At 68.2% G+C, this 18307-nt stretch carries 16 protein-coding genes and 1 tRNA gene; 12 read left to right on the top strand and 5 right to left on the bottom strand.

Features of this window, described 5'->3' with window-relative positions:
- Positions 1 to 513 precede the first annotated feature (513 nt).
- On the bottom strand, positions 514 to 1749 hold the full coding sequence (locus tag AC2S9W_RS03800) for an acyl-CoA dehydrogenase family protein (protein WP_207797328.1): 1236 nt from the start codon (positions 1747 to 1749) through the stop codon (positions 514 to 516).
- A 96-nt stretch (positions 1750 to 1845) separates the two neighbouring features.
- Here AC2S9W_RS03800 and AC2S9W_RS03795 point away from each other — a divergent pair, with 96 nt between their 5' ends.
- The 4 genes from AC2S9W_RS03795 (at position 1846) to AC2S9W_RS03780 (ending at position 6314) form a co-directional block, all read left to right on the top strand.
- Positions 1846 to 2823, top strand: a complete 978-nt coding sequence (locus AC2S9W_RS03795; RefSeq protein ID WP_286750252.1) for a flavin reductase — start codon at positions 1846 to 1848, stop codon at positions 2821 to 2823.
- Between the two features lie 120 nt (positions 2824 to 2943).
- Entirely contained in the window at positions 2944 to 4455 is a 1512-nt protein-coding gene (locus AC2S9W_RS03790) for an AMP-binding protein (protein WP_486571648.1), read from the top strand.
- Between the two features lie 28 nt (positions 4456 to 4483).
- Positions 4484 to 5725 carry a cytochrome P450 gene (locus tag AC2S9W_RS03785; RefSeq protein WP_486571647.1) on the top strand — a complete coding sequence of 414 codons (1242 nt, stop codon included), beginning with the start codon at positions 4484 to 4486 and terminating at the stop codon, positions 5723 to 5725.
- 118 nt (positions 5726 to 5843) lie between these two features.
- Complete coding sequence (locus AC2S9W_RS03780) at positions 5844 to 6314, top strand: MarR family winged helix-turn-helix transcriptional regulator (RefSeq protein ID WP_067109418.1); 471 nt, start codon at positions 5844 to 5846, stop codon at positions 6312 to 6314.
- Here the strand turns inward: AC2S9W_RS03780 and AC2S9W_RS03775 are convergent.
- Positions 6305 to 7108 carry an enoyl-CoA hydratase/isomerase family protein gene (locus tag AC2S9W_RS03775; RefSeq protein ID WP_486571646.1) on the bottom strand — a complete coding sequence of 268 codons (804 nt, stop codon included), beginning with the start codon at positions 7106 to 7108 and terminating at the stop codon, positions 6305 to 6307. The genes AC2S9W_RS03780 and AC2S9W_RS03775 overlap by 10 nt on opposite strands.
- 25 nt (positions 7109 to 7133) lie before the next feature.
- Positions 7134 to 8522: a sulfatase-like hydrolase/transferase gene (locus tag AC2S9W_RS03770; protein WP_486571645.1), complete on the bottom strand. Its 1389-nt coding sequence runs from the start codon at positions 8520 to 8522 to the stop codon at positions 7134 to 7136.
- A 316-nt stretch (positions 8523 to 8838) separates the two neighbouring features.
- On the opposite strand from AC2S9W_RS03770, the gene AC2S9W_RS03765 reads away from it, so the two are divergent.
- From AC2S9W_RS03765 to AC2S9W_RS03750, 4 genes are read left to right on the top strand one after another with little or no spacing between them, the layout of a single operon-like run.
- On the top strand, positions 8839 to 11013 hold the full coding sequence (locus AC2S9W_RS03765) for a TonB-dependent receptor (RefSeq protein ID WP_486571644.1): 2175 nt from the start codon (positions 8839 to 8841) through the stop codon (positions 11011 to 11013).
- A 16-nt stretch (positions 11014 to 11029) separates the two neighbouring features.
- A complete protein-coding gene (locus AC2S9W_RS03760) occupies positions 11030 to 12310 on the top strand; it encodes a cytochrome P450 (protein WP_486571643.1) in 1281 nt (426 codons plus the stop codon).
- A gap of 22 nt (positions 12311 to 12332) precedes the next feature.
- Positions 12333 to 12905 carry a VOC family protein gene (locus tag AC2S9W_RS03755; RefSeq protein WP_067109407.1) on the top strand — a complete coding sequence of 191 codons (573 nt, stop codon included), beginning with the start codon at positions 12333 to 12335 and terminating at the stop codon, positions 12903 to 12905.
- A gap of 12 nt (positions 12906 to 12917) precedes the next feature.
- On the top strand, positions 12918 to 14060 hold the full coding sequence (locus tag AC2S9W_RS03750; RefSeq protein ID WP_486571642.1) for an alpha/beta hydrolase family protein: 1143 nt from the start codon (positions 12918 to 12920) through the stop codon (positions 14058 to 14060).
- Positions 14061 to 14092: 32 nt separating this feature from the next.
- Here the strand turns inward: AC2S9W_RS03750 and AC2S9W_RS03745 are convergent.
- Positions 14093 to 14169, bottom strand: a tRNA-Arg gene (locus AC2S9W_RS03745).
- 158 nt (positions 14170 to 14327) lie between these two features.
- A complete protein-coding gene (locus AC2S9W_RS03740) occupies positions 14328 to 15092 on the bottom strand; it encodes a zinc-ribbon domain-containing protein (RefSeq protein WP_067109403.1) in 765 nt (254 codons plus the stop codon).
- A gap of 188 nt (positions 15093 to 15280) precedes the next feature.
- Between AC2S9W_RS03740 and ftsE the strand changes: the two genes are divergently transcribed.
- From ftsE to AC2S9W_RS03720, 4 genes are read left to right on the top strand one after another with little or no spacing between them, the layout of a single operon-like run.
- Positions 15281 to 16009: a cell division ATP-binding protein FtsE gene (gene ftsE, locus AC2S9W_RS03735; protein ID WP_067109442.1), complete on the top strand. Its 729-nt coding sequence runs from the start codon at positions 15281 to 15283 to the stop codon at positions 16007 to 16009.
- A 4-nt stretch (positions 16010 to 16013) separates the two neighbouring features.
- The gene (locus tag AC2S9W_RS03730; RefSeq protein ID WP_067109400.1) at positions 16014 to 16922 is read left to right on the top strand and encodes a cell division protein FtsX; all 909 of its coding nucleotides are present in this window, start codon (positions 16014 to 16016) and stop codon (positions 16920 to 16922) included.
- Positions 16919 to 17449 (top strand): YdcF family protein, encoded by a 531-nt coding sequence (locus AC2S9W_RS03725; protein ID WP_067109397.1) that lies wholly within the window; start codon positions 16919 to 16921, stop codon positions 17447 to 17449. Before AC2S9W_RS03730 ends, AC2S9W_RS03725 begins: the two co-directional genes overlap by 4 nt.
- A complete protein-coding gene (locus AC2S9W_RS03720) occupies positions 17446 to 18171 on the top strand; it encodes a lysophospholipid acyltransferase family protein (RefSeq protein ID WP_067109394.1) in 726 nt (241 codons plus the stop codon). Before AC2S9W_RS03725 ends, AC2S9W_RS03720 begins: the two co-directional genes overlap by 4 nt.
- Positions 18172 to 18307: the final 136 nt, after the last annotated feature.

Raw genomic sequence — 18307 nt, 5'->3', positions numbered from 1 at the left:
TGAAACAGGCTGGCATCTATACCCTTCAGTCAGGTCAGGCGCTGTTCCCCGGCGAAAGCCGGGGTCCAGATGGCACAGCGCCGCCCCGCATGGCCCCCGGCTTTCGCCGGGGAACGGTGACTTGTCGAAAGGGGATCATTGCCGGACAAGGTCAGGGTGGCGGAAAAGAGAAACCGTGCCGAAATCCGAATCCCCACGGGTCTTAGAGTATCCGTGATGGTCAAGCGCGTACTTTGACCCAGAGTCTATTGGCTTTGAGGAGAGCGTTTGCGGTGACGATGATTTTTCGCATGATAGCAGTGATGGCGACCTTTGGCGGTTTTCCGGCGGCGATGAGCTGTCGTGCGTTAAATCTGCATCACCCTTTCTGCCGTTCGTGCTGAGCTTGTCGAAGCACCGTCCTTCTTCTTGCGGCGCCGAAAGAAAGAACGGCCCCCTTCGACTGCCTTGCAGGCGCTCAGGACAGGCTTCGACAAGCTCAGGGCAAACGGTTCAGATTTAATGCTCGATGCTCTAAAGCAGGAGCGAGTTCGGCGGCAGTCCGACGAGCGCGCGGCCATGCAGTTCGGTCGCGACGTCGAGGTCATAGACGATGTGGCTCTGCATGACCTGCACGTCGCGCAGCAGGCGCTGCATCGGGTTGTCGAGCGCATGGACGCTCGATCCCACCGCCTCGCAGCACGTCCGGACCGCCTCGACGCATTGCTGGACCGCGATGGCGATTTCGGCGCGAAGGCGGATGCGCTCGGTCGTCTGTTCGGGCTCGTCGATTTCGCCGATCGCCAGATTCTCCTTCGCGGCCCAGCGGATCGTGCGCTCGGCGGACCGCGCCAGCAGGTCGGCGCGCGCGAGGCGCATCTGCGCCGCGGGCTTTTCGACGCTGGCGTTGCCGCTGCCCATCTTGACATGGTTCTTCAGCCGCTCGCCGCACAGCGCGATCGCCTGCCGCGCGGCGCCGAGCGCCGGGATCGACGCGGTCACGCACAGATTGGGCAGCATCGGCGAGCCGTAAAGGCCGGGACCATAAAGTGCGCGGCCGTTGCCGCGCCCCGAACGGACCGGCTGCACCGCGAACTGATAGCCGGCGGGGACGAAGACGTCCTCGGCGACGATGTCGTTGCTTCCCGTCGCCGCCATGCCCGCCATGTGCCACGTGTCGATCACGCGCACCTGATCGGCGGGAAGCAGCATCATGCGCACGATCGGCGGCGCGCCCTCCCGCGCCTCCAGCGCGTTGAGCAGCACCCAGTCGGCGTGCATCACCACCGTGCCCCACTTCCAGCGGCCGGACAGGCGATAGCCGCCCTCGACCGGGGTCGCCGTTCCCGGCGGCGCGGCGACGCTGGGGGCGATGACGTAGGGGGTCCTGCCCCACACCTCGGCCTGCGTCGCTTCGGGCAGCTGCGCGATCAGCCAGTTATGCTCGGCGGCGAAGCAGGCGGTCCAGCCGGTCGAGGGACAGGCCTCGGCGATCGGCAGCGTCGCGCTGATATAGGTGTCGGGGTCGAACTCCAGCCCGCCGAAGCGCCGCGGCACGTAAAGATAGAAATAGCCACTGCGGCGCAGTGCATTCCATACCTCGTCGTCGGGACGCCGCTGGCGCTCGGCCGAGGCCGCGCGCGCGGCGACCAGCGGCTTTAGCGCGCGCGTGCGCTCGATCAGCCCCTCGGGGGTGATCGCGTCCAGTTCCTCGCGGCTCAGATAATCGTCGCCCGCCGGAATGCGGCGATCGGCCAGGGGTTCGGTCATCATCCTCTCCTTCCAATTTCCGGAGCGAGTCATAGTCACGCGCTCTATAATGTCAACTTAGTTGACTAATATTATAGGGGATGGCAAGGGAGGGCGATGGAAAAGCCGCAAACCACTCAGGAGATCGCCGCCGCGCTGCGCCTTGCGCTACGCGGGCTGGTGCGCCCCGTCGCGGTGCTCACCGCCGAGCATCGCGGCGTGCGCCATGCCATGGCCGCCACCGCTTTCTGCGAGGTGAGCATGGACCCGCCGTCGATGCTGGTGTGCATCAACCGGTCCAATGCCACCTATACCGCAGTGGCCGAGGGAACCGAGATCGGCCTCAGCCTGCTGTCGGAGGAGCAGGAAGAGGTGTCGCGCCGCTGCGGCGGCGGCGCGGCGGGCGAGGACAAGTTCGCGGTCGGCGAATGGCTGCTCGAGGCGGGAAAGCCGCCGCGGCTCGCCGACGGCTGCGCGGCGATGGTCTTGCGCATCGCCCAATGCGTCGACCACGGCACGCATGTCGTGGTGATCGGCGAGATCGTCGATATCGCCCACGGTGCGGCCCCGGCGCCGCTGGCCTTTCACGACGGCGCCTATTTCTTCCCGCTGACGCAGGCCGCGCTCAACCTGGTTGCGCAATCGCGCAAAACAGGCGAAGCGGACGGGATGAACGACGGTTATCTGATGATGGATCTGATGCGCGCCTTCTACTGGTTCGACGAAGGGTTGCAGTCGGCGCTCAAGGCGCGCGGCTGGCAGAGCATCTCGCGGTCGCAATCGTTCACGCTCGCCAATATCGCGCTCGGCATCCACCGGCCGTCCGACATCGCGCGCAACCTCGGCATCTCGCGGCAGGCGGTGAGCAAGATGCTCCAGGAAATGGGCGAACAGGGGCTGATCACCGTCGAACCGGACCCCGACGACAAGCGGGCCTCGCTCGTCGGTTTCAGCGAAAAGTCCGCGCAACTGCGCGCCGACGCGCTCGAGATTCTCATGCAGCTCGAACGCACGATCGGCGAGCGCATCGGCGCCCGCGCGCTGAAGGCGCTGCGCGCCGCGCTCGGCCAGGATTGGGGCGCGCTGCCCGCCTAGCGCCGGTCTCCGGCCAATATCCTGCTTGCCGGTCGCGCGCGCCTGCTGCGCCGCGCCGTCATTGACACGTCGCGCCGTCCCGATAATATTGTCAATTAAATTGACAAGAGGAATCATGGGATGAGGGTGAGCAACGCGCTCGTCCGGGCCGCGCGGGCGGCGCCGGACAGGATCGCCGCGATCGAGGGGGAGCGCGCTCTGACGTGGCGCGAGATCGCCGATCGCGTGGCGCGCATCGCCGCCGTCCTCGCCGATGCGGGAATCGATCCCGAGCGGCGCGTCGCGGTCCTCGCGCACAACGGCATCGCCTATTTCGAGGCGTGGTACGCGGTGCCGTGGTGCGGCGGCGTCCTCGTGCCGCTCAACACGCGGCTCGCCGTCGCCGAACTCGATTTCCAGCTTCGCGATGCGCAGGTGGGCCTTCTGCTTCACGATGCGGCGTTCGCGGGCGCGGCGGCGGAACTGCGCGCACGCGGCGCGGTCGCGCGTACCCTTTCGCTCGATGCGGAGCTGCCGGCGCTCGCCGCGGCGGCGGAACCGCGCGCCGAACATGACGGCGCGGGCGAACTCGCGGGCATCTTCTACACCGGCGGCACGACCGGGCTGCCGAAGGGCGTGATGCTCAGCCACGGCAATCTGACCGCGATGGCGATGAACCTTCTCGCGCATATCGATTTCGCCCCGGGCGACGTGCTCTTCCACGCCGCGCCGATGTTCCACCTCGCCGACATCGGCACGCTGTTCGGCACCATGGCCGCCGGCACCCATGTCTTTCGCCCCGCCTTCGATTGCGGGGCGATGCTCGCCGATTTCGCGCGCTTCGGCGTCACCCACTGCTTCACCGTCCCGGTGATGATCGAGCGGCTGACCCGCGAAGCCGCCGACCGCGGGCTCGACCTGTCGCAGCTACGCTACCTCGGCTATGGCGGGTCGCCGATGGCGGCCGCCTCGCTCGAAAGGGCGCGGCGCCAGTTTCCGGGGATTCGCTTCGTCCAGGGCTATGGCCAGACGGAATTCCCGGCCGCGGCCTTCCTGTCGCCCGCGGATCACGCCGCCGACGCCGATCCCGCGCTGCTGCGCTCGTGCGGCCGGCCCTGCGTGGGGTACGACATCCGCATCCTCGACCCGCAGGGCCGCGAATGCGCGCCGGGCGAGGTGGGCGAGATCGTCGGGCGCGGCGACAATGTGATGATGGGCTATCTCGGCCGGCCGGAGGAAACCGCCGAGGTGCTGCGCGACGGCTGGCTGCACACGCGCGATGCGGGCTATCGCAACGCCGACGGCTATCTCTTCATCACCGACCGGCTGAAGGACATGATCGTCTCGGGCGCCGAGAATGTCTATTCGATCGAGGTCGAGAATGCGCTGTCCTATCACCCGGCGGTCATCGAAAGCGCGGTCATCGGTCTGCCCGACCCCGACTGGGGAGAGCGCGTCCACGCGATCCTGGTGGTGGCCGAAGGCGCCGAACCCCCGTCCGAGGCCGATCTCGACAGCATCTGCCGCGAACGGATCGCCGGATACAAGATTCCGAAAAGCTATGAATTCCTTGCCGAACCGCTTCCGCGGTCCGCCGCCGGCAAGGTGCTGAAGCGGGCGCTCCGCGATGCGCGGATCGGCGATGCGCCATGACCACGACCACGGAAAGGACAAACGACCCATGCTCGACACACGGACGAGGCCGTTCGATCTCACCCGGTCCGAAACCTTCCGCGACGGCCATCCCTTTGCCGTCTATGACGCGATCCGGACGGCGGAGCCGGTCTATCGCAACCCCGGCGATGGCCGATCGCCGCCGATCTGGGTCCTGACGCGGCACCGGGACGTCGAGGCCGTTTCGCGCGACACCGCGAATTTCACCTCGACCCAGGGTTTCCGGGTCTTCGAGCAGGGCGGCGTCGCGGCCTTGAAGCCGCATATCCGCGAAGCGATCACCAGCACGCTGCTGACCATGGATCCGCCCGACCATACGCGAATCCGCCGGCCGATGCAGGCGCATTTCCTGCCGTCGGCGCTGCACCGGCTCGAGGCCCGGATCGACAGCTTCGTTCGCGACATGGTGGCGGCGCTGCCCGCCAACACGGAAATCGAGTTCGTCACGCGGGTGGCGGCGGTGGTCCCCATTCGCACGCTGTGCCTGCTGCTCGACATTCCCGAGGCCGACCGGGCGCGCGTCTTTGACTGGACGAACCGGCTGGTCGGCACGTCCGACCCCGAATATGGCGCGAGCGCCGAGGATTCGAACGCCGTGTTCGAGGAGGTCTTCGATTATGGCACCCGGCTTCTCGAACGCCGTTCGGCCGAGCCCGGCGACGACCTGCTGAGCGTGGTGGCGCAGATGTTCGGCGGCGAAGAGGCAGGGATGCGGAACGTCCGGCGGGGGATGTTCACCCTGCTGCTGGCGGCGGGCAACGAAACGACGCGCAATTCGCTGTCGGGCAGCATCGTCGCGCTGAGCGCCGCGCCCGACCAGCGGCGGATGCTCGCCGAAAATCCCGATCTGATCGCGCGGGCGATCCCCGAGTTGCTGCGCTTCGTCACCCCGGTCATCCAGATGATGCGCGTCGCCCGGTCGGACGTCGAGGTGGGCGGGCAGCCGATCGCGGCCGGCGACCGCGTCGCCATGCTCTATGGCGCGGCCAATCGCGACCCCGAAATGTTCGACGATCCGCACCGGCTCGACATCGCGCGGCCGAACGCGGCGCGCCATCTGTCGTTCGGAATCGGCATCCACCATTGCCTCGGCGCGCGGATCGCGGCGCTGCAGCTGAATGCGATCCTGCGCGCGCTGCTGGGCCGGTTCCCCGAAATCGGCGCGGTGCGGGACCCGGCCTATCTTCAGAGCAATTTCGTGTGCGGGATCAAGCATCTCGCCGTTCATCTGGGCCCCGAGCGGCGCTGAAGGGGTCATCGGTTTCCGCGGCGTCGCAGTAGCCCGCCCCGCGTCTCGTCAAGCGACTTAACCTTTCGGCGGCTGCCGTGTATCGCCGGGCCGGGCCGGGCGGCAGGGGATTTGCGTCGTGATCGAAACCGAATTTCTGTTCGTATCGCTGATGGAGGGGTTCGAATGGTTCGACGAAAGCCTGCAGCGCAGCCTGAAGGCGGCGGGCATTCCGCAACTGTCGCGGACCGAATCGATGATCATGATCCACGTCCAGATGAACATCGTGCGCCCCGCCGAAATCGCGCGCAACCTGCGCCTGACGCGGCAGGCGGTCCACCTGACCATCGGATCGCTCGTCAAGCGCGGCGTTTTCGAGCTGCGCCCCGATCCCGGCGACAAGCGGGTCAAGATCGTCGCGCTCACCGAAAAGGGACGCTGGATGCGCAAGAATGCGAACCGCATCGTGCGCGAAGTGACCGACGTCTTGGCCTATCGCATCGGCCAGCAGCAGATCGATGCGCTGCGCAGCGCCTTCCGCCAGCCGTGGGGCGACCCCGTCACGCTCGATTCGAAGCCCGACCCCGAAGCGCCGCGCGATCAGGGCTGATCGAAGCGCGGCGCTCGCTTTTCGAGGAAGGCGGTCCGGCCTTCGCGAAAGGCGGGCTCGTTCCCCAGCAACAGCTGGTTGCGATCCTCCATCGCGAGCGCCGCCTCGAAACTCGGCGCGTCGAGGCTGTGGTTGAAGCATTGCTTCGTCATCCGCAGCGCCTCCGGCGCGGTCGCGCGCATCGCGGCGAGATAGGCTTCGGCGGTCGATTCCAGCGCCTCCGGCGCGACGACGTCGGACAGCAGGCCCAGCGTCAGCGCGCGGTCGGCGGACAGGTCGCGCCCGGTGAACAGGATCGAAGCGGCGGGGGAGGCGCCGATCAGCCGCGGCAGCAGATAGCTCGCCCCGACGTCGCAGCCTCCGAGGCCGACCTTGATGAAGGCGGCGTTCATCCGCGTGTCGGGGGTCGCGATGCGGATGTCGGCGGCGAACGCGAGGACGAAGCCGCCGCCGGCCGCCGCGCCGTGCATCAGCGCGAGGATCGGCTGCGGGCAGCGGCGCATCGCCAGCATGATGTCGCGGATGTCGCGCTGGACATCCATCGCCTCGGCGAGCCCGCCCTCGGCGAAGCGCCGCGCCTGGTCGCTCGCCAGGTCGAGCCCCGCGCAGAAAGCCCGGCCGGCGCCGCGCAGCACGACGATGCGGCAGTCGCGGCGGCGATAGAGCCGCTCGAAATATTCGCGCAGCTCGGCCGTCAACCGGTCGTCGAGCGCGTTGAGCCGCCCGGGCCGGTTGAGCGTCACCCATTCGACGTCGCCGCGCCGCTCGATCAGCAGGAGTGCATCCGCGGTCATGTCCATATCCTGTCGGCCGGTCCGCTCAATAGCCGGCGAGATGGCCGTTGCCGCGCAGTTCGTAGCTGAAGGTCGAATCGAGATAGGGCAGCATCTGCTTGTCCCACGCCGCGAACTCGGCCTTCAGCGCGTCGAAGACGTCGGGGCGGACCGTCCGGAGGTTGGCGACCTCGCGCGGGTCGGCGGCGACGTCGAACAGGAACTCGTGCCCGCTCATCGCCAGATATTTCATCGCGCCGCGCATCGCCGCGCGCTGGTCCTGCGCCTTGTGGCGCCAGAAGAGCAGGCGGTCGGGCCCGGCGCTTCCGGCGGCCAGATCGGGCAGCAGGTCGCGCCCTTCGAGCCCGAGCCCGGCCGGCGCCTCCGCCGCGGCGGCGGCGAGCAGGGTCGGCACCCAGTCCATGGTGATGTTGGTCAGCGCGCTGCGGGTGCCGGCGGGAACGTGGCCCGGCCAGCGGAAGATCGCCGGGACGCGGATGCCCCCTTCGAGCAATTCGCCCTTCATGCCGCGGAACGGCCAGACCTTCGAGAAACGCTCGCCGCCGTTGTCGCTGGTGAAGACGACGATCGTGTTGCCGGCCTGTCCGCTCGCCTCGATCGCCTCGAGAATCCGGCCGACGCCGTCGTCGAGGCTCTTGACCATCGCCGCATAGACCGCGTTGCTGCCGCCGTCATAATGGAAGGAATCGCGGATCGTCTTCGCGACCGCCTCGTCCTCGGGCCCCTCCCACGGCCAGTGCGGCGCGGTATAATGGACGCTGAGCAGGAAGGGCTGCTTCGCCTGCGACAGCCGCGCCATCTCGTCGACGCTGCGCGCGGTGATCAGGTCGGTCAGATAGCCGTGGCGATGAATCTCGGTCTCGTCCTCCCACAGGTCGTGGATGAATTTGCCGCGAATCGTCATGCCATGCTGGAAATAGTCGGCGCCGCCCTGATAGATGCCGAAGAAGCGGTCGTAGCCGCTCTTGAGCGGGCCATATTGCGGCAGGCCGCCGAGGTGCCACTTGCCGACCAGCGAGGTCGCATAGCCCGCGCGCTTCAGCAGGCTGGGCAGGGTCGCGACCGACGGGGGCAGGCCGAGGTCGGGATGCACCCCCAGCGGCTCGTCGAGCCCGCCCGGCAGGCGATATTGATAGCGCCCGGTCATCAGCGCGAGGCGCGTCGGCGAACAGACGCTCGAATTGGAATAGGCCCGGTCGAGCGCGATCCCGCCCGCGGCGAGGCGATCGAGATGCGGCGTCTGGAAATCCTCGCGTCCGAAACAGCCGAGATCGGCAACGCCCAGATCGTCGGCGAGGATGAAGACGATGTTGGGCGCATCGCGCCGGGGGGATCGCGCGAAACCGGTCGCGCTCGCCATGCCGGCGACGACCGATGCCGCGCCTGCCTTCACCATGTTGCGCCGCGACCACATAAGACCTCCTCTTCCCGTCGATCCCCGTGTCTTTCCGGCTCCGATCGCCGCACGGGATAATGTAAAAAACTTTCACATACGTCATGGCGATCCGATTGATATGTCTCGCCAAATATGTCGGATTTCCGGCGTTTGTGCCGCTCGTCCAACGTGCGGACCACTGTAAAAAATGTCAAGCTACTTTACAATACTTAGACTTCAATCTAAGCTTCTCCCACAGGAATGCCAGAGGGGTCCGCCCCCGGGCAGTCGTGCAACGAAGGGTCGGCCCGATCGCAGGAGCCGGTTCCGAAAAGGGAGATGAGGGATGCAGGGAGTGACTGTCCGCACGGTTCGTCGTCGTGCTCTTCTGATTGCTTCGGTCGGCTCGGTCGCGCTCGGCGCGCCCGCGTTCGCGCAGCAGGCTGCCCCCGGAGCGGCGAGCAGCGACAATGTCATCGTCGTCACCGCGCAGAAGCGCGAGCAGGACATCCAGGACGTGCCGATCTCGATGTCGGTCGTCGGCGGCGAACAGCTCGCGGACATGGGCATCAAGGATTTCAACGAGCTCGATCGCTACGTCCCCAACCTCTATGTCCAGACGACGCCCGGCAACAATGCCTTCTACATTCGCGGCATCGGCTCGCAGCCCGGGAACCTCGCCTTCGAACAGACCGTCGGCCTGTTCGTCGACGGCATCTACGGCGGCCACGCGCGCCAGTTCCAGGCCCCCTTCCTCGACGTCGAGCGGATCGAGGTGCTGCGCGGGCCGCAGGGCGCGCTGGTCGGCAAGAACACCAGCGCCGGCGCGATCAGCGTCGTCAGCGCGAAGCCGACGCGCGATTTCCGCGGCCAGATCGACGCCAGCTATGAATTCGAGCTGGGCGGCGGGCGGCTGTTCGGCATGGTGTCCGGCCCGGTGTCCGACCTCGTCAGCGTCCGCCTCGCCGGCCAGTATGAAAAGTCCGACGGCTATGTCCGGAACCTGATCCAGGGCGGCAACGAGACCAAGCGCGAGGCCTGGTTCGGCCGCGCTTCGGTGCTGCTCGATTCGGGCGGGCCGGTCGATGTGCTGGTCAAGGTCGAGGGCGGCAAGGTCGACCTGACCGGCAACCCCGTCGAACGCTTCCTGACCCCCAACGACCCCGACCTCGAACGCTCGACGAGCGGCTTTCCCGGCTTCGTCGACAAGGATTACGACAACACGAAGAATTTCAACGCCTCGGCAACCGCCAATATCGAGATCGGCGACCATGTGCTGACCTCGATCACCGGCTATTCCGCCTACAGCTTCGAGAAGCGGCTCGACGCCGACTTCGGTCCCAGCCCCAGCTTCGCCTCGTCCTTCGGCGAGAATTTCGACCAGCTGTCGCAGGAAATCCGGCTCGCGTCGCCGACGAACGGCGCGCTCGAATATATCGTCGGCGGCTATTTCCATGTGAACGACTACGACCTGTTCCAGACCACGCTGATCGCGTTCGGTCCCTTCGACGGCCGCGCCGACCGCGTCTTCCGGCAGGAGAATGTCGTATGGTCGGGCTTCGGCAGCGCGACCTGGCACATCGGCGACACGCTGCGGCTGATCGGCAGCCTGCGCTACACCTATGACCGCAAGATCGCGGATCAGACGCGCGCGAACACCGGCGTCGTGCAGCCGACCTGGCTCGCCACGCCGCTGTCGGGCAAGCGGATCGAGCGCGAATGGGATCCTTCGGCCGCGATCCAGTGGGACGCCGGTCCCGATGCGATGCTCTATCTCTCCTACGGCCAGGGGTCGAAGGCGGGCGGCTTCATCGGCGCGCAGTCGACGACGACCGCGGCGCAGTTCGAGATCGAGCCCGAAAGCGCCGAAACGATCGAGGCGGGTGCCAAGGTGGCGCTGTTCGACCGCCGGCTGCGCTTCAACATCTCGGCCTATCGCACCATCTTCAAGAATCTCCAGGTCAGTTCGTTCGACGCGGTCTCGACCGCCTTCATCACGACCAACGCGGGCAAGGCGCGCAGCCAGGGCTTCGAAAGCGATTTCATCCTGGACGTGGCCGACGGCGTCTCGCTCACCGGCTCGCTCGCCTATCTCGATTCGACCTATCTCGATTTCCTCGGCGCGCCCTGTCCGTTCGACAATCCGACCTGCGTCCCGGCGAACAACAACGCCGCGGGCCGGCCGTTGCCGCGCGCCCCGAAATGGAGCGGAACGCTGTTCGCCGATATCGCGCTGCCCGTCAGCGGCGCGATCGACTTCATCGCCAACGGCGGCATGACCTTCCGCAGCAACACCTATCTGGAGGAAAGCTACAACCCCGACGCGGTCCAGCGCAGCTTCGCCAAGCTCGACCTGCGCCTCGGCGTCCGCTCGTCGGACAAGGCGTGGGAACTGGCGCTGGTCGGAAAGAATCTGACCAACAAGCTGACCGGCTCGCACGCCTTCAACACGCCGCTGGCGGCGGGGATCATTTCCAAGTTCATCAATCCGCCGCGGACGATCGCCGTCCAGGCGAAACTCAACTTCTGACGCGGCGGGGGCGGACGTGACGGTCGCGGCGGCTCCATCGCCGGCTCCTTCGGCAGACGCGGCGGCGGGATCGACCGGGCGCTTCGACCTGGTCGATCCCGACTGCTTCCGCGCCGGCCACCCGCATGCCGCCTATGATGCGTTGCGGCGGCAGGGGCCCGTCGTGCCGGTCGAAGGCGCCGACGGCGAGCGGCTGTGGCTCGCCACCGATCACGAGGCGATCCGGGCGATCAGCGCCGACAGCGCGCATTTCAGCACCGCGCGCGGCTTTCGCGTCCACACCGCGCACCGCGCGTCGATGGACCCGGAAATCGGCAAGGTGCTCAGCCGCTTCATGCTGTCGATGGACGAGCCGGAGCATGCGCCGTTCCGCCGGCTGGTCACGCCCTTCTTCATGCCGTCGGGCATCGCCGCGGTCGAACCGCTGGTGCGGCAGGGCGTCGACCGGCTGATGGCCGGACTCGCCGGCCGCGACCGGGTGGAGTTCGTCGAAGAGATCGGCGCGCGGGTGCCGATCAGCACGATCTGCGCGATCATCGGCGTCCCGCCCGAGGACGAATGGCGCGTCTTCGAATTCACCAACGCGGTCTTCGGCACCGACGATCCCGAACTCGCGCCGTCGAAGGCGGTGGCGAACGAGCGCTACCTCGCCATCTTCGACTATGGCTGGTCACTGCTCGAAAGCCGCCGCCGCGAACCGCGCGACGATGTGATCAGCTGCATCGCGCACGCGACGCTGCCCGACGGACGGCCGCTCAGCCGCACCGAGCAGGTCAGCTATTTCTCCAACCTGATCGCCGCGGGCAACGAAACGACGCGCAGTTCGCTGTCGGGCGCGATCTGGCTGCTCGCGAACCATCCCGACCAGCGGCGCGCGCTGGTCGACGACCCCGCGCTGATCCCGCGCGCGGTGCAGGAGATCCTGCGCCGCTTCAGTCCCGTCATCCACATGGCGCGGACCGCGACGCGGGACGTCGAGGTCGGACCGGCGCAGGTCGCGGCGGGCGAGCGCGTCGCGATGCTCTATGGCGCGGCCAATCACGATCCCGCGCTGTTCGCCGATCCCTATGCGCTCGACATCGGCCGCGCCAACGCCAACCGGCACATCGCCTTCGGCTATGGCATCCACCACTGCCTCGGCTCGCGGCTTGCGATGCTCCAGCTCTCGCTGATCCTCGAGGCGTTGCTGCGCCGCTTTCCCCGCTACGAGGTCGTGTCGGACCCCACCTATATCCGTTCCAATTTCGTCCTCGCCATGAAGCGGCTGGACATATCGCTGTCGCCGGGCGGCCGCTGACGGCATCGCGCAAGGAGGCCCTATGACATCCATCGAACCCAGGCCGATCGTCGGCGTCCACCACGCCGCCTTTCGCTGCCGCGATGCCGAACAGACGATCTGGTTCTACCGCGACGTGCTGGGGCTCGCCGATCCGACCGGCATCATCGTCGAGGAGGTGCCCGGCAGCGGCGCCGACGATCCCTATCTGCATGTCTTCTTCCGCATGCGGAACGGCGAACATATCGCCTTCTTCGACGCCCCCGGATCGGCCGACCCGGCGTGGTTCGCGCGCAAGGACAGCTTCGACATGCACTGGGCGTTCGAGGTCGGGGGCGAGGACGACCTGATCGCGATGCGCGACCGCATCCGCGCCCACGGCGTCACCGCGCACGGACCGATCGACCATCATTTCGTCCGCTCCATCTACATGTACGACCCCAACGGCATCCAGATCGAGCTGACGTACCGCACCGCCGATCACGACCGCATCCTCGACGAGGAGCAGCGCAACTTCGGGCAGACGCTCGCCCGGTGGAGCGAGCGCACGCGCGCGGCGAAGGAAGCGAAATTCGGCGCCGAGGCGCTCGACCGCCGCAGCCGCGGCGACGCGTGAGGGGGAACCGGCATGAAATATGAACGCATTCCCTATCTGGTCGTCTTCGACGAGGTCAGCGCCTTCAAGGACACCTATGGCGGGCAGATCGGCAAGGTCGCGATCGAGGCGCATCTGCTGAAGCCCGAGGTGCCGTCGGACAGCGTCGTCATCTTCTCGCACCCGATCGGCGGCGGCGCCTGGCTGCCGCTGGTCAGCACGCTGGCGAAGCGCGGCGTCCACACCATCTATTGCAACACCCGCTATCGCGGCAACGACACGGCGCTGATCATGGAGCGCGCGGTCATGGATTTCGCCGCCTGCATCCGCGATGCGAAGGAACGGCTGGGCTACAGCAAGGTCTATCTCGGCGGCTGGTCGGGCGGCGGCGCGCTGTCGATGTTCTACCAGGCCGAGGCGCAGGACCCGCGCGTCACGCACACGCCCGCGGGCGATCCCTACGACCTGACCGCGGCGAAGTTCATTCCCGCCGACGGCGTGCTGCTGCTCGCCGCGCATCTGTCGCGCAACCTGACGCTCACCGAATGGCTCGATCCGTCGATCACCGACGAGACGCGGCCCTTCGACCGCGATCCCCGCCTCGACCTCTATGCCGCGGATGGACCCAGGCCGCCCTATTCGGCGGCGTTCGTCGCCGAGTATCGTGCGGCACAGATCGCGCGCAACCGGCGCATCACGGCGTGGGCGAAACAGGAACTGGCGGCGCTGAAGGCGGCGGGGCTCGCCGATCACGAACGCTGCTTCACCGTGCAGGGGACGATGGCCGACCCGCGCTTCCTCGACCCGACGCTCGACCCCAGCGACCGCAGGCCGAACTGGTGCATGCTGGGCGACCCGAAGGTCGTCAACGACGGCCCGGTGGGCCTCGCCCGCTTCACCACGCTGCGCAGCTGGCTGTCGCAATGGGCCTATGACGAATCCAACGCCGACGGCCTCAAATGCGCCGCGCGCATCGCCTGCCCGATGCTGGTGATCGAGAACGGCGCCGACGACGCCTGCACGCCCAGCCACGCGGCGCGGCTGATGGACGCCGCGGTCCATTGCACCAAGGACCATCATGTGATCGAGGGCGCCAACCATTATTATTTCGGGCAGCCCGAACTGGCACAGCAGGCCGCCGACATCGTCCACGACTGGATTGCGGCGCAGCGGTGAAGGCCGATATTCCGGGATGGCTTTTAGCGGTGTGGCGCACCCGACAGGATTCGAACCTGTGACCTCTGCCTTCGGAGGGCAGCGCTCTATCCAGCTGAGCTACGGGTGCCGGTAGAGCGCGGCCTCTAGCAAGAGCGTGACGTGCCAGCAATGGTCTATCGACCGTTGTGCGGCATTGGGCGAAACAACCCGCGATGGCCGTCCGCCGACTATCCCGCCCGCGTCTGCGCTGGTGACGTCATGGCATCGCGGCGGCTGGCGGCGCGGTCAGCCTTTCGGCAGCGACCAGCTGACGGTGAGCTGTGTAGCGCGGCGCGGAATGTCGAGCTTGGCTTCGGAGAAATTGACCTTCTCGTTGGGCGGCAGCGTGCGCACGGGCGGCTTGATCGTCCAGCTGTAGACGATCGTTCCCTGCGCGTCGCGCAGTTCGGCGAGGATCGGGGGCACCGTCTGCGCGCGGTCGGTCGGGTTGATGATCGTGCCGCTCGCCGCGAAATAGATGGTGCCGTCGGCAAGCTCGCGATGATCCTGATTGGGCGGCAGTTCGATGACCAGATCGGGCTCGGCGGCGGTGCCCGGCAGGCCGAGCCCCTGCGCCCAGCCCGGCAGGCCGAACATGTAGAGGCCGGCGGTCGCGCCGATCATCAGCACCGCGGCCGCCGCGGCGACCAGCGTCCAGCGCTTCGCGGGATTGCGGCGCGGACGGCGGAAAGGCAGCGGCTCCTCGGCCGGGGGCGCGGCGGGGCGCGGAGGCGCCTCTGCGGCGAAAGCCTGCGGCGGGGGCGGCGCCGGATCGGCGGCTTGTTCGGCCGGTGGCGCGGCGGGGACGCCGGCGGCAGCCTGGGCTGGCGGCGCGGAGGGACCGTCGGCGGGCGGCGGCACGACGATCGCTTCGGACTGTGCGGCGGCCGCCGACGGTTCCTGGAACCAGCTATGGCGGCAGTTGGCGCATCGCACGGTGCGGCCGTTCGGTCCGATCGCCGTATCGGGAACGACGTAGCGCGTGTGGCACGAAGGGCAGGCGAGGATCATGGCCCCTCTAAACACGCTGAGTCGCGCGCTGGCAAGCGCCGCGTGGCGGGCCGCGCGCCGCCGGGGCCGCAAACGGCACCGCTAAGCGCTTTACGTCGCGGGGAAGGCATGCAACAGGCAGCGGATGAGCGCCGAGGCTCCCTTCTTCCGCAACCCGGCGGGGCGCGATGCCGCGCGCCGGTGACGCCATGACGGACGCTGCGCCCCCGCGCCCCGGCGGCGCGATGGTCGAGTTCAGCGGGGTCGGGCTGCGCTACGGTCCCGACGCCGAAATCCTGTCCGACATCAGCTTCAATCTCCAGCCCGGCAGCTTCTATTTCCTCACCGGCGCGTCGGGTGCGGGAAAGACGTCGCTGCTCCGCATGCTCTATCTGGCGCAGCGGCCGAGCCGCGGCATCGTGCGGCTGTTCGGCGAGGATCTGGTGGCGATGCCGCGCCATCGCCTGCCCGGTTTCCGCCGCCGCATCGGCGTCGTCTTCCAGGATTTCCGGCTGATCCCGCACCTGAGCGCGCGCGACAATATCGCGCTGCCGCTGCGCATCGCGGGGGTGAGCGAGGAGGATCTGGCGGGCCCGGTCGGCGAGATGCTGAGCTGGATCGGGCTCAGCGCGCGCGCCGACGCCTTTCCGCCGACGCTGTCGGGCGGCGAGCAGCAGCGCGTCGCGATCGCGCGCGCGGTGATCGCGCGGCCGCAGCTGCTCGTCGCCGACGAGCCGACCGGCAACGTCGACCCGGACATGGCGATGCGCCTGCTGGGGCTGTTCGAGGCGCTCAACCGGCTGGGCACCACCGTCGTCGTCGCGACGCACGACATCCACCTGATCAGCCGCATCGACAACGCCCAGATGATGCGGCTCGAAAAGGGACGGCTGTCCGACCCCACCGGCGCGCTGCGCTATCCGCCCAATCGCGCGTGACGTCATGATCATCCCGCGCGTTCCCGTCCAGCACCGCCGCCTGCTTCCCGACCGCCGCCTGACGGGGCCCACCCCGTGGGTGATCGCGATCCTGATGATGCTGACCTTGCTCGCCGCCGCCGCCGGGATCGGGCTGGCGCGATCGGCGAACGCGATCGGCGACGCGATCGCCGGGCGGGTGACGGTGCAGATCGTCACGGCGAACCCCGTGGCGCGCGCCGCACAGGCCGCGGCGCTGCGGCGCCGTGCCGCGGGCGAGCCCTATGTCCGCGCGGCGCGCGCGGTCGAACAGGACGAACTGCTCGCGACGCTCGGGCAATGGTTCGGCAGCGAGGGGGGCGACGACCCGGTGCTGAAGTCGCTGCCGCTTCCCGCGCTCGTCGACATCGACTTCGTCGGCGGCGGCGACCGCGCCGGCCAGATGGCGCGGCTGCGCGCGCTGGTCAGCGCCGAGGCGCCGGGCGCGCGCATCATCCCGCACGCCGAATGGCTGGGCCCCGTCGCGCGGCTGATCCGCTCGCTCGCCTGGGTGGCCGGCGGGCTCGTCCTGCTGATGATCGCCGCGAGCGCCGCGGTGGTGATCATGACGGCACGCGCCGCGCTCGGCACCCATTATGCGACGATCGAGATGCTGCACCTGATCGGCGCGACCGACCGCCAGATCGCGCGGCTGTTCCAGCGCCGGATCGCGATCGACACCGCCTATGGCATCGCGCTCGGCAGCGCGGTCGCGGCGGCGATCCTGCTGCTGATCGGCTGGCAATGGTCGGGCGTCACCGCCGGCCTCGCCGCGACCGCCTCGCTCGGCCCGGCGGGCTGGGCGCTCTTGCTGGCGCTGCCCCTATTGGCTATCGCGCTAGCCGCTCTGACGGCGCGCCAGACGCTGCTCGCCGCGCTCAAGAAGATATTATGATCAAGCGCCTGATATCGCTCCTGTTCCTGGCCTGGGTGCTCGGCTTCGCCTGGTTCGCGCTGCTGCCGCCGATGCCTGCGCCGCCGCAGAAGACCGACGCGATCGTCGTGCTCACCGGCGGCCCCGGGCGCATCGACCGCGCGCTCGACCTGCTCGAGGCGGGACAGGCGAAGCGCGTCCTGATCAGCGGCGTCGCGCGCGAGGTCAAGCCGAAGGAACTGGCGGCCGAATACCGGCGGCCGCAGGCGCTGTTCGACTGCTGCATCGCGCTGGGGTTCGAGGCGGAGGACACGCGCTCGAACGCGACCGAGGTCGCCAGCTGGGTTGCGCGGCGCAACTATCGCAGCATCCGGCTGGTGACGACCGACTGGCACATGCGCCGCGCCCGCTACGAACTCGGTCGCGCGCTCGGCGACAAGGTGACGATCCTGCCCGACGCGGTGCGCAGCCAGCCGAGCTTTTCGACGCTGTTCCGCGAATATCACAAGTTTCTGGCCGGGCTCGCGGGCGGCCTGCTCGGCCTGTGAGATACGCGCTCGCCCTTGTCCGGTCGATCCTGTTCTGGATCGCCTTCGTCATCATGAGCAGCATCTGCTCGATCGGCGCGGTCGTCGCGCTTCCCGTCTCGCACCATGCGACGCGCTGGTTCGTGCGGCTGTGGGCGCAGTTCCACCGCCTGATCTGCCGCTTCATCCTCGGCCACCGCGTCGTGGTCGAGGGCGCGATGCCCGACACGCCGGTCCTCTATGTCTTCAAGCATGAAAGCGCGTTCGAGACGATCGAACAGCCGATGCTGTTCCGCTGGCCCGCGGTGTTCGCGAAGGAGGAACTGTTCTCGATCCCCGTCTGGGGGCAGGCGGCGCGCTTCTATGGCCTGATCCCGGTCGACCGCGACGGCGGCGGCAAGGCGATGCGCGCGATGCTCGCCGCGGCGAAGGCGGCGCTGGCCAACGGCCGGCCGCTGGTGCTGTTCGCCGAGGGAACGCGCGTGCCGCACGGCCAGGCACCGTCGCTGCGCGCGGGATTCGCGGGCATGTACCGGATGCTGGGCGTGCCGGTGATCCCGGTCGCGGTGAACAGCGGCGTCGCCTATCCGCCGCGCCGCTGGGTCAAATGGTCGGGCACGATTACCTACCGGATCGGCGAGACGATTCCCGCCGGCCTGCCGCGCGACGAGGCGGAGGACCGCGTCTGGCGCGCGATCAACGCGCTCAATCCGCCCGCGGCGCTGGAAACGGCATCGGAATAATTGTCGCCATAGGTAGCGTGGACAAATTCGGGCGACTGCAAGCGACCGGAAGCTGCCGTCCGTCTCCCCTCCCGCAAGCGGGAGGGGTTGGGGGTGGGCAGCGACGGTGCAAAGGCCCACCCCGCTGCGACTAACG

It is taken from the genome of Sphingopyxis sp. 550B (genome assembly GCF_057401805.1).
The sequence above is the reverse complement of the archived record's forward strand: the minus strand, read 5'-3'. Positions and strand labels throughout refer to the sequence as shown.

Coding starts and splice junctions, on each gene's coding strand:
- AC2S9W_RS03770 (WP_486571645.1), bottom strand. CDS start 8,522: ATGTGGTCGCGGCGCAACATGGTGAAGGCAGGCGCGGCATCGGTCGTC.
- AC2S9W_RS03795 (WP_286750252.1), top strand. CDS start 1,846: ATGGAAAAGCCGCAAACCACTCAGGAGATCGCCGCCGCGCTGCGCCTT.
- AC2S9W_RS03785 (WP_486571647.1), top strand. CDS start 4,484: ATGCTCGACACACGGACGAGGCCGTTCGATCTCACCCGGTCCGAAACC.
- AC2S9W_RS03775 (WP_486571646.1), bottom strand. CDS start 7,108: ATGACCGCGGATGCACTCCTGCTGATCGAGCGGCGCGGCGACGTCGAA.
- AC2S9W_RS03800 (WP_207797328.1), bottom strand. CDS start 1,749: ATGACCGAACCCCTGGCCGATCGCCGCATTCCGGCGGGCGACGATTAT.
- AC2S9W_RS03750 (WP_486571642.1), top strand. CDS start 12,918: ATGAAATATGAACGCATTCCCTATCTGGTCGTCTTCGACGAGGTCAGC.
- AC2S9W_RS03740 (WP_067109403.1), bottom strand. CDS start 15,092: ATGATCCTCGCCTGCCCTTCGTGCCACACGCGCTACGTCGTTCCCGAT.
- AC2S9W_RS03725 (WP_067109397.1), top strand. CDS start 16,919: ATGATCAAGCGCCTGATATCGCTCCTGTTCCTGGCCTGGGTGCTCGGC.
- AC2S9W_RS03730 (WP_067109400.1), top strand. CDS start 16,014: ATGATCATCCCGCGCGTTCCCGTCCAGCACCGCCGCCTGCTTCCCGAC.
- AC2S9W_RS03755 (WP_067109407.1), top strand. CDS start 12,333: ATGACATCCATCGAACCCAGGCCGATCGTCGGCGTCCACCACGCCGCC.
- AC2S9W_RS03790 (WP_486571648.1), top strand. CDS start 2,944: ATGAGGGTGAGCAACGCGCTCGTCCGGGCCGCGCGGGCGGCGCCGGAC.
- ftsE (WP_067109442.1), top strand. CDS start 15,281: ATGACGGACGCTGCGCCCCCGCGCCCCGGCGGCGCGATGGTCGAGTTC.